Genomic DNA, 8,986 nt, shown 5'->3' with positions numbered 1-8,986 from the left:
TTGACGCGGACCGCGGCACAGCCCGCCTCGATCGCCGCGAACACGTACTTCGGCTGGAAGTGGATGTCCGCGATCACCGGGATCTGCGACTTGCGGGCGATCGTCGCGAGGGCGTCCGCGTCGTCCTGCGTGGGGCAGGCGACGCGGACGATCTGGCAGCCGGACGCCGTCAGCTCGGCGATCTGCTGGAGCGTCGCGCCGATGTCCGACGTACGGGTCGTCGTCATCGACTGGACCGACACCGGGGCCCCGCCCCCGACCGCCACCGGCCCGACCTGGATCTGCCGCGCGGCGCGCCGCGCGGCGACCGGCCGGGCCGGTACCTCGGGGACACCGAGAGGGACGGCGGTCATGGCCTCACTCCCGGTTCCCGGAGACCGTCTCGCGCATCGCGCGCAGCGACTCCTTGAGCGAGCCCATGGTGGCGAGGACGGCGGTGGGCTCGTAGCCGCAGTGCGCCATGCAGTTGGCGCAGCGCGGGTCCTTGCCGCGGCCGTACTTGTCCCAGTCGGTCTTCTCGATCAGCTCGCGGTACGTCGGGACGTACCCGTCGCTCATCAGGTAGCAGGGACGCTGCCAGCCGAAGAGCGAGTAGTTCGGGATCGCCCACGCGGTGCACGGGAAGTCGACCTTGCCCTCCAGGAAGTCCAGGAAGAGCGGGGAGTGGTTGAGCCGCCACTTGCTCCGGTTGCCGCCCGCGAAGGCCTTCTTGAACAGCTCGCGGGTCTGCTCCACGCCGAGGAAGTGCTCCTGGTCGGGTGCCTTCTCGTAGGCGTAGGCGGGCGAGATCATCATCTCGTCGACCTTGAGGTCGTCGTTGAGGAAGTTCAGCACCTCGATGATGGTCTGCGGGGTGTCGGTGTTGAAGAAGGTCGAGTTGGTGGTGACCCGGAAGCCGCGCCGCTTGGCCTCCTTGATCGCGGCCACCGCCTCGTCGAACACGCCCTCCTTGGCCACCGACTCGTCGTGCCGCTCGCGCAGCCCGTCGATGTGCACGGCGAAGGCGAAGTACGGCGAGGGCTTGAACTTGTCCATCTTCTTGCGCAGCAGCATGGCGTTGGTGCAGAGGAAGACGTACTTCCGCTTCGCCACCAACTGCCGGACGATCTCGTCGATGTGCGGGTGCATCAGGGGTTCGCCGCCCGCGATGGACACCATCGGCGCACCGGACTCCAGGACCGCTCCGACGGCCTGGGCGACCGGCATGCGCTGCTTGAGCACCCCCGCCGGGTGCTGGATCTTGCCGCAGCCCTCGCACTTCAGGTTGCAGGCGAAGAGGGGTTCCAGCTCCACGATCAGGGGGAACTTGTCCCGCTTGCGGAGCTTCTGTTCAGCCAGATATGTAGCGACCTTGATGGACTGGCGCAGCGGCATGGCCATTCGGCTCACCTCCGGGGGAGCAGCACATTACGGTGCCATTCGAAGAATGCAGGCAGGACGGAACGAAGGACACGGAAAGCCGATATTCCACCGCGAACCGTGCCGATCCGGACGAGTTCATGTTCTGGAGCGTCCACGACCACCCGGACGGCCGCAACCGGGCGTCCGTCCGCGCGCACGGCGCTCAGGAGCGTGGCCGCCGACTCCATGTCGACGGCGATCGCGCCGGTCGCCAGCAGATCGGCCCGTTCGTGACCGCGTACGACGTGGTCGGAGCCGGTGAGGGGGCCGGTGTGGACGGTCCGGCCGGGCAGGGTGCGCACGAGTTCCTTGACGAGCAGCTCGGTGCCCACGCAGGGCACGGTGCCGCGCGGGTCGCGGGTCTCCTCGGCGACGACCAGGTCGCCGGGGTGCATACCGGGGGCGAGTCCCGCGCAGAAGCCCGTGGCCAGCACGGCCGCCCCGCCGAGCACCGGGTCGGCGAGGACCCGGGTGACGGAGCGCTCGGCGGCTTTCGGGCCCATGCCGGTGCGCAGGACGGTGACGGGCCCGCCGGCCCCGCTGCGGTCGCCCATGCGCAGGGCGAGGTGCTCGATGCCGAGGGCGCAGGCGATCAGCAGCGGGGCCGGGACGGGCTGCGTGCTCATTCAGCTCCCCTTGACCTCGACGGGAGCGGACTCGGCGGGAACGGCCTCGGCAGGGGCGGCCTGGACGGGAGCGGTCCCGACGGACGTGATCCCGACGGACGTGGTCCCGACGGGAGCGGGCTTCTTGGTGAACGGCTCCCCGTGGACGTACCGGCCGAGCGCGGTCAGCGGAAAGACCTGACGGTAGAGGTGGTAGTTGATGGAGAAGTCCCAGGGGAAGCCGGTGCCGGTGAAGTAGGGCTCGTCCCACGAGCCGTCCTCCCGCTGGGTCCGGGCCAGCCAGGCGATGCCCCGCTCGACGGCGCCGGAGTCCCGCTCCCCCGCCGCCAGCAGGGCCATCAGCGCCCAGGCCGTCTGGGAGGCCGTCGAGGCGCCCCGGCCGCTCCAGCGGGCGGGGTCGTGGTAGGAGCGCAGATCCTCGCCCCAGCCGCCGTCGTCGTTCTGGACCCGCTCCAGCCAGGCGACCGCCCGGCGGATGGCGGGGTGGCGGGCGGGCAGTCCGGCCGCGGTCAGGGCGGGCACCACCGACCCGGTGCCGTAGACGTAGTTGACGCCCCAGCGGCCGAACCACGAGCCGTCCGGCTCCTGTTCGGCGAGCAGCCAGCGGATGCCGCGCCGGGTGCGCGGGTCGTGGGAGAGCCCCTCGACGGCGAGCATCTCCACGACGTGCGCGGTGACATCGGCCGACGGGGGGTCGATGACCTCGCCGAAGTCGCAGAACGGCAGCCGGTTGGGGAACGGGCTGGTGTTGTCGGCGTCGAAGGCCCCCCAGGCCCCGCCCCGGGACTGCATGCCGAGGTTCCAGCGCACCCCGCGCCCGATCGCCTTCTCCACCCGCTCGGGGTCGTGATGGCGGACCCGGCGCAGCGCGAGGACGACCTCGGCGGTGTCGTCGATGTCCGGGTAGTTGTCGTTGTGGAACTCGAACGCCCAGCCTCCGGGCGGGAGTTGGGGTCGGCTCTCGGACCAGTCGCCGGGCCGTACGATCTGCTCGCCGAGCATCCAGTCGGCGGCCTTGACGAGCGCGGGATGGTCGGCGGGCAGCCCGGCGTCGGCGAGCGCGATGGTGGCGAGGCAGGTGTCCCACACCGGGGACTGGCAGGCCTCGATCATCCGGGAGCCGTCCTCGCGCCACACGGCGTAACGATCCAGCGACTTCAGGCCCTCGCGCATCACGGGGTGTTGGAGGTCGTAGCCGAGCAGATGCAGGGCGATCACCGAGTACACGGCCGGGGGCTGGATGCCGCCCCAGCAGCCGTCGTTCTCCTGCCGCTCGATGATCCAGCGGGCGGCGGAGTTCATGGCGGCCCTGCGCAGCCGGCGCACCGCGACCGTGCGGTAGCCGCGGACGACCTTGTCGAGCCGCTGGAAGAGGCCGTCCCAGGTGTTCACCGGGGCGAGCGGCCGCGGCGGATTGGGGCGGGCGGGGTCGGTGTGCAGCTCGTCGAGCGGGAACGGCGCCGGGCGTACCGGGCGCTTCGCCGAGACGACGGTGAGCGGGACGATGGTCTGCCGGGCCCAGCAGCCGAAGTTGTAGATGCTGAGCGGGAACCACTTCGGGAAGTACAGCAGCTCCGGCGGGAGTTCGGGCAGGTCCTCCCACTTCCACCAGCCGAACAGGGCCAGCCAGATCCGGGTGAAGACCCGGGCGGCGGCGATGCCTCCCTGGGCCCGGACCCACTCCGAGGCCCTCGCCATGTGGGGGGCGTCGGGGGCGTCACCGGCCAGGCGCAGGGCGACGTACGCCTCGATGGTGGCGGAGAGTTCGGGCGGGCCGCCGTAGAAGGTGGCCCAGGTGCCGTCCTCGCGCTGCTCGCCGCGGACGAAGCGGGCGGCGGCCTGGGTGGTGGCCTCGTCGCGGATGCCCAGGAACTGCCGGAGGAGGAGGTCCTCGGCGTCCATGGTGACGTTGGTCTCGAGGTCGCCCTTCCACCAGCCCTCGGGGTCCTGCCGGGCGAGCAGGAAGTCGGCGGCACGCCGCGTCGCGCGTTCGGCGGCTTCTTGTACCCCGGCCGTCACGGGAACGGTGATGTCGGTGTCGGTGTCGCTGGCCGCGGCCGCCCGGGGCGGCAGGGCCGCCCCGGCGCTTCCGTCGGTCGTCGCTGTCATGGCTTCCCCTTCGTGCAGTCGTGCGCGTCGTGCTGCTGTGGGAACGCCGTCGGCCGGTGCGCATCTCGCCTCGCTGCACCGGCCGGCGACTACGCGAGGACTATTCGACCTATAGTGATCATCTCTTTCGTACGACGACGAAGTCGGCGAGCGCCGTGAACCGGTCCCGCACCTGCTCGGGCATGTCGACGGCGTTCAGGGCCTCGATGGCGACGGTGTGCTGACGGCGGGCCTCCCCGGCGGTCCAGTCGCGGCCGCCGGCCTCCTCGATGAGCGCGGCGCGGGCCGCGAACTCCTCCTCGGAGAAGGTCGCGAAGTCGCTGCTCTTGGCGTCGGCGGCGAGGATCTCGCCGAGCCGCTCGGAGGCGGGGCCGCCCGCCGCGAGCGCCGCCACGACCGGCAGGGACTTCTTGCGCTGGCGCAGGTCGCTCCAGGTCTGCTTGCCGGTGGAGACCGGGTCGCCCCAGATGCCGAGGAGGTCGTCGACGGCCTGGAAGGCCAGGCCGAGGTGGTAGCCGTACTTCTCCAGGCGATCGGCGCTGCGCTCGTCCGCGCCGCCGAGCACGGCGCCGATCGAGCTGGCGCAGGCCAGCAGGGCGCCGGTCTTGTTGCCCTCCATCTCCAGGCACTCCTCGACGCTGACGCGGTCGCGGTGCTCGTAGGAGATGTCCTGGGCCTGACCGTCGATCAGGGCGCGGGTGGCGGTGGTCAGCCGGCGGGTGGCGCGGCCGGCCTCGGCGGTGCCGAGTTCGAGGAGGATCTCGTTGGCGAGGGCGAACAGGGCGTCGCCGACCAGGATCGCCTGGGCGGGGCCGTGCACCTTCCAGACGGTGTCGCGGTGCCGGCGCTGCTCGTCGCCGTCCATCAGGTCGTCGTGCAGGAGCGAGAAGTTGTGGACCAGCTCCACCGCGACCGCGCCGGGCACGCCGGTCTCGGGGGCGGCGCCGGTCACCTCGGCGGAGAGCACCGCGAGGGCGGGGCGCACGGCCTTTCCGCCGTCGCCGTCGGTCGGGTTGCCCTGGGCGTCGATCCAGCCGAAGTGATAGGCGGCGACCGTGTCCATGGGCGGCGCCAGCCGGTCGACGGCCGCCCGGAGCACCGGAGTGGCCAGGGTGCGGCCGCGCTCCAGGAGCGCGGTCACGTCCACCGCGGTCCTGCGAGCGGCCGGCGAGGCCGGGGGCACAGTGGGCACAGTTTCTCCTCTTGTTGCGGTACCGGAGGGGGTGCGGGGGTGTGCCGAGCCGTGCTGATCGAGCATCAGGCCGCCTCCTCGAACGCGAAGAGCCGGTGGGGTCGGGGCCGGCCGAGGGCGCCGAGCGCGGCGTCCGCCGCGTTCACACCGCTGCGGACCGCACTCTCCATGGTCGCGGGCCACCCTGTGGCGGTCCACGCTCCGGCCAGGTACAGGCCGGGAACCTTGGTGCGGGCGCCGGGACGCAGCCGCCCGACGCCGGGGGCGGGGGCGAACGTGGCCGTGCGCTCCCGGGTGACGAAGAAGTCCCTCACGCCGGCGCCGCGCGTGCGGGGCAGCAGCCGTTCGAGCTCGGGAAGATAGCGCGCGCGCAGGTCGGCGACGGGGGTGTCGATCTCGTCCTGGGCGGCGGACTGGGACAGCGCGAGGTACTGGCCGTCGCGCAGCCCGGAGGCGTCGGTGCGGTCGAACACCCACTGCACGGGGGTGCCGAGCGCGGCGAGGAAGGGGGCGTCCAGCACCGTGCGGTCGTAGACGACATGGACGTTGAGGATGGGCGCGGTGCCGATCTCCAGCAGCCGCTCGGGGGCGTCGAGCGCCCCGGCCGGCAGCAGTTCGTGGGTCTCGCGCTGCGGTACGGCGAGGACGACGGCGTCGGCGGTGAGCGTCTCGCCGGGCATCCGCACGCTCCAGCGCCCGTCCCCCTCGGGGGAGACGGCGGTGACGCGGGCGCGGACCTCGGTGCGCACGCCCGCGGAGTCCAGCGCCTTGCGGGCCAGCCGGTCGTGGAGTTCGCCGAGGGGGACATGGGCCCAGCCGATGTCGGCGGCGCCCGGGTCGGAGAGCAGACCGGTCTTGAACACCATCGCGGCGAGGGCCAGCGAGGCCTCGCCCGCGACCGCGTTCAGGGTGGCGACCCCGACCAGGTCCCACAGGGCCTCGACGGCGCGGGCCGACTGGCCGTGCGCGGTCAGCCAGCTGCCGAAGTCCTGCGCGTCCAGGGCCGGGTCGGCGAGGTCGAGCCCCTGGAGCGCGAGCGCGGCCCGGCCCACCTTCGCGCGTTCGGCGAGGGAGAGATGCGGGTACGTGGCGAGACTGCGCCCGAGGTGCAGGGGCACCGGCAGGGCGTCGCGCCGCAGCCTGCCGAGCCGCCGCCCCTCGGGCCGTGCCACGTCGACGACGGGCACGTCGAGACGTTTTTGCAGCGGTGCCAGGGCCGCGCCGTCGATCCGGTCGAGGAACCAGCGGTAGGCGGTGCAGCAGCGCAGATAGACGTGCTGGCCGTTGTCGACGGTGAGGTCGCCGCGCCGGAAGGAGAAGGCCAGACCGCCCAGGCGGGGCCGGCCCTCCAGCAGGGTGACGCGCACGCCCGCGTCGGCGAGCGCGAGCGCGGCGGTGGTGCCGGCGAGCCCGCCGCCGACGACGACCGCGTGCCGCCCGTCGGCGCCCTGCCGTTCGTCACTCATCGTGCACCCTCCCCTGCCGCCCTGCCGTGGTAGGTGAACTGTGCACGGCGGGCGGTCGCACTCAGGGACGCCGCGCCGCAGCGGAGGGTTGCGTGCCGCTTTCCATCGGTTCCTGCGCTTTCCCCGGCGGCATCACCCTGGCCCACGGTGTCGCCCACGGCGCCCATCAGGCGTGCCTCCTGACGGTCTGCCGCGAGACGTGCCGGGCGTCCAGTCCGGACAGTCCGCGCACGGCGACATAGGCCTTCTCCCGGCCGGGCAGCGAGACCCGGCCGCGCAGCACGGCGGCGGGGTCGCGTTCGATGCGGTCGAGGAGACGGCGGTAGATGCCCGCCATGGCGGCGACACAGGCGCCGCTGCGCCGGTCGAGCAGCGGCAGCAGCCGGTAGCCCTCGGCGAACAGGGCCCGGGCCCGCCGCACCTCGAAGTGCACGAGTCCCGCGAAGTCGGAGCCCTCCGGCGGGGTCGGCCCGTCGAACCCGGCCGAGCAGCCGAACTTGGCGAGGTCGTCGGCGGGCAGATAGGTCCGGCCGCCGGCCGCGTCCTCACGGACGTCCCGCAGAATGTTCGTCAGCTGGAGCGCGAGCCCGAGCGTATCGGCGTACTCCGGCGCGCGCTCGGCGCCGCGCGTCCCCGGTTCCGTACCGAACACGCCGAGCGAGAGGCGTCCGATGGCGCCCGCCACACAGCGGCAGTACACCTTCAGGTCGTCCCAGGTCTCGTAGGTCTCGCCGCGTACGTCCATCAGGACGCCGTCGATCAGTTCGTCCAGGCCGCCCAGCGGGACCGGGAAGACGCGCGCGGTGTGGGCGAGGGCGACCGCGACGGGGTCGGTGTCGTCCTCGTCGACCTCGCCGTCGCGGACCCGGGCGAGCAATGCGCGGGTGTCCTCGAGACGGGCGGACTTGACCTTGTCCTCCAGCGCTCCGTCGCCGATGTCGTCGACGCGGCGGGAGAACGCGTACAGCGCCGACATGGCGCGGCGCTTCGGTGTGGGCAGCAGCCGGATCCCGTAGGCGAAGTTACGGGCCTGCTGTCCGGTGACGGCCTCGCAGTAGCTGTAGGCGGCGAGTACCGGTGCGGACACGTGCGGTGACGACTCCACGGTCCGGATCACCCCTCTCCTCGCAGGGTCACGCCCACCTCGCGCAGCAACCGGAGCTTGCCGGGCTTGGGCGGGCCGGGAAGTACGTCGTACTCGGCGGCGGCGATCGCGTGGATCGCCGCCCTTCCCCCCGCCACGAACCCTGCGAGCAACAGCCTCAGCCTGCCGTGGACGCTACCCACGAGGGGGGCGCCTTCATTCAGCAGATCGCGGGCGCGTTGCGCCTCGTACGCGACCAGGGCGCGCACCGAGGCGCCCGCCGAGGGCGCGGCGAGATCCGCCTCCCGCACATGAAAGCGCTTCATGTCGGCGGCGGGCAGATAGACGCGGTCACGACCGAGGTCCTCGGCCACGTCCTGCAGGTGTTCGACGATCTGCAGTGCGGTGCAGATCGCGTCGGAGCGGCGGATCCGCTCGGGGGTCGAGGTGCCGGTGACGGCGAGCACGAGACGGCCGACGGGGTTGGCGGACAGCTCGCAGTAGGCGAGGAGGTCGTCGTAGGTCTCGTAGCGCTTGACGAGCTGGTCCTGACGGTTGGCGGCGATCAGGCCGAGGAACGGCTCGGGGGTGAGGGAGTGCCGGCGGACCGTGGGCAGCAGGGCGCGCAGCAGGGGATGGCGGGGTCCCCCGCGGGATCCAGGGGACGCCTCGAAGACCCGGCGCAGATCGGTCTCGACGGCGTCGAGGAGGAGCATGCGGTCCTCGGCGTCGGCGGCCGGGGCACCGAGCAGGGCGGCGTCGGCGCCGCCTGGGGCGAGGTCGCCGTCACCGATGTCGTCGACCAGGCGGGCGAAGCCGTAGACGGCCATCAGGTCCTCGCGCCAGGCCCTGGGCAGGAAGAACGGGGCGACCGGGAAGTTCTCGTCCGCGGCCTTGTCGAGGGTGCCGCGCTCCGGGCCGCGGGCGCGGGGCACGGTCGGCGCCGTCACCGGTCGCCACCCGGGACAGGGACGGCACATGCTGCGTTGAGCTGGGGAGTTTCCGTAGCCATTGCCGTCACATCTCCCGTTCTACACCGCCGACCCAAGACACACTATTTCGGACACGCCGCCCGGCCGTCCGCACGGCAGCCTCGACCGAGGGTGTC

At 72.6% G+C, this 8,986-nt stretch carries 9 protein-coding genes; all 9 read right to left on the bottom strand.

Translation table 11 applies throughout. The features are described 5' to 3' along the window. A partial coding sequence (locus ABZ464_RS38300; RefSeq protein WP_359285498.1) for a flavodoxin-dependent (E)-4-hydroxy-3-methylbut-2-enyl-diphosphate synthase occupies positions 1-353 on the bottom strand: 353 nt, incomplete at its 3' end. 4 nt (positions 354-357) lie between these two features. Then, the gene (gene hpnH, locus ABZ464_RS38295) at positions 358-1,380 is read right to left on the bottom strand and encodes an adenosyl-hopene transferase HpnH (RefSeq protein ID WP_359285495.1); all 1,023 of its coding nucleotides are present in this window, start codon (positions 1,378-1,380) and stop codon (positions 358-360) included. Positions 1,381-1,385: 5 nt separating this feature from the next. Beyond that, complete coding sequence (locus ABZ464_RS38290) at positions 1,386-2,027, bottom strand: 1-hydroxy-2-methyl-2-butenyl 4-diphosphate reductase (RefSeq protein WP_055635841.1); 642 nt, start codon at positions 2,025-2,027, stop codon at positions 1,386-1,388. Beyond that, positions 2,028-4,136: a squalene--hopene cyclase gene (gene shc, locus ABZ464_RS38285; RefSeq protein ID WP_359285493.1), complete on the bottom strand. Its 2,109-nt coding sequence runs from the start codon at positions 4,134-4,136 to the stop codon at positions 2,028-2,030. 118 nt (positions 4,137-4,254) lie between these two features. After that, complete coding sequence (locus ABZ464_RS38280; RefSeq protein ID WP_359285509.1) at positions 4,255-5,319, bottom strand: polyprenyl synthetase family protein; 1,065 nt, start codon at positions 5,317-5,319, stop codon at positions 4,255-4,257. 74 nt (positions 5,320-5,393) lie between these two features. After that, on the bottom strand, positions 5,394-6,794 hold the full coding sequence (hpnE, locus tag ABZ464_RS38275; RefSeq protein WP_359285490.1) for a hydroxysqualene dehydroxylase HpnE: 1,401 nt from the start codon (positions 6,792-6,794) through the stop codon (positions 5,394-5,396). Continuing rightward, positions 6,791-6,961 (bottom strand): DUF6380 family protein, encoded by a 171-nt coding sequence (locus tag ABZ464_RS38270; protein WP_359285487.1) that lies wholly within the window; start codon positions 6,959-6,961, stop codon positions 6,791-6,793. Before ABZ464_RS38270 ends, hpnE begins: the two co-directional genes overlap by 4 nt. Next, positions 6,961-7,911 carry a presqualene diphosphate synthase HpnD gene (gene hpnD / locus ABZ464_RS38265; protein ID WP_359285485.1) on the bottom strand — a complete coding sequence of 317 codons (951 nt, stop codon included), beginning with the start codon at positions 7,909-7,911 and terminating at the stop codon, positions 6,961-6,963. Before hpnD ends, ABZ464_RS38270 begins: the two co-directional genes overlap by 1 nt. Then, positions 7,908-8,828, bottom strand: coding sequence for a squalene synthase HpnC (gene hpnC, locus ABZ464_RS38260; protein ID WP_359285483.1), 921 nt, complete (start codon positions 8,826-8,828; stop codon positions 7,908-7,910). Before hpnC ends, hpnD begins: the two co-directional genes overlap by 4 nt. Positions 8,829-8,986 lie beyond the last annotated feature (158 nt).

This window comes from Streptomyces sp. NPDC005820 (genome assembly GCF_040630255.1).
Taxonomy (GTDB): domain Bacteria; phylum Actinomycetota; class Actinomycetes; order Streptomycetales; family Streptomycetaceae; genus Streptomyces.
Note: the sequence above shows the minus strand (reverse complement) of the source record. Positions and strands in the feature narration are given on the sequence as shown.

What these genes read in the sequence shown, in the direction of transcription:
- hpnH (WP_359285495.1), bottom strand. Translation starts at nt 1,380, where the DNA reads ATGGCCATGCCGCTGCGCCAGTCCATCAAGGTCGCTACATATCTGGCT.
- ABZ464_RS38290 (WP_055635841.1), bottom strand. Translation starts at nt 2,027, where the DNA reads ATGAGCACGCAGCCCGTCCCGGCCCCGCTGCTGATCGCCTGCGCCCTC.
- shc (WP_359285493.1), bottom strand. Translation starts at nt 4,136, where the DNA reads ATGACAGCGACGACCGACGGAAGCGCCGGGGCGGCCCTGCCGCCCCGG.
- hpnE (WP_359285490.1), bottom strand. Translation starts at nt 6,794, where the DNA reads ATGAGTGACGAACGGCAGGGCGCCGACGGGCGGCACGCGGTCGTCGTC.
- ABZ464_RS38270 (WP_359285487.1), bottom strand. Translation starts at nt 6,961, where the DNA reads ATGGGCGCCGTGGGCGACACCGTGGGCCAGGGTGATGCCGCCGGGGAA.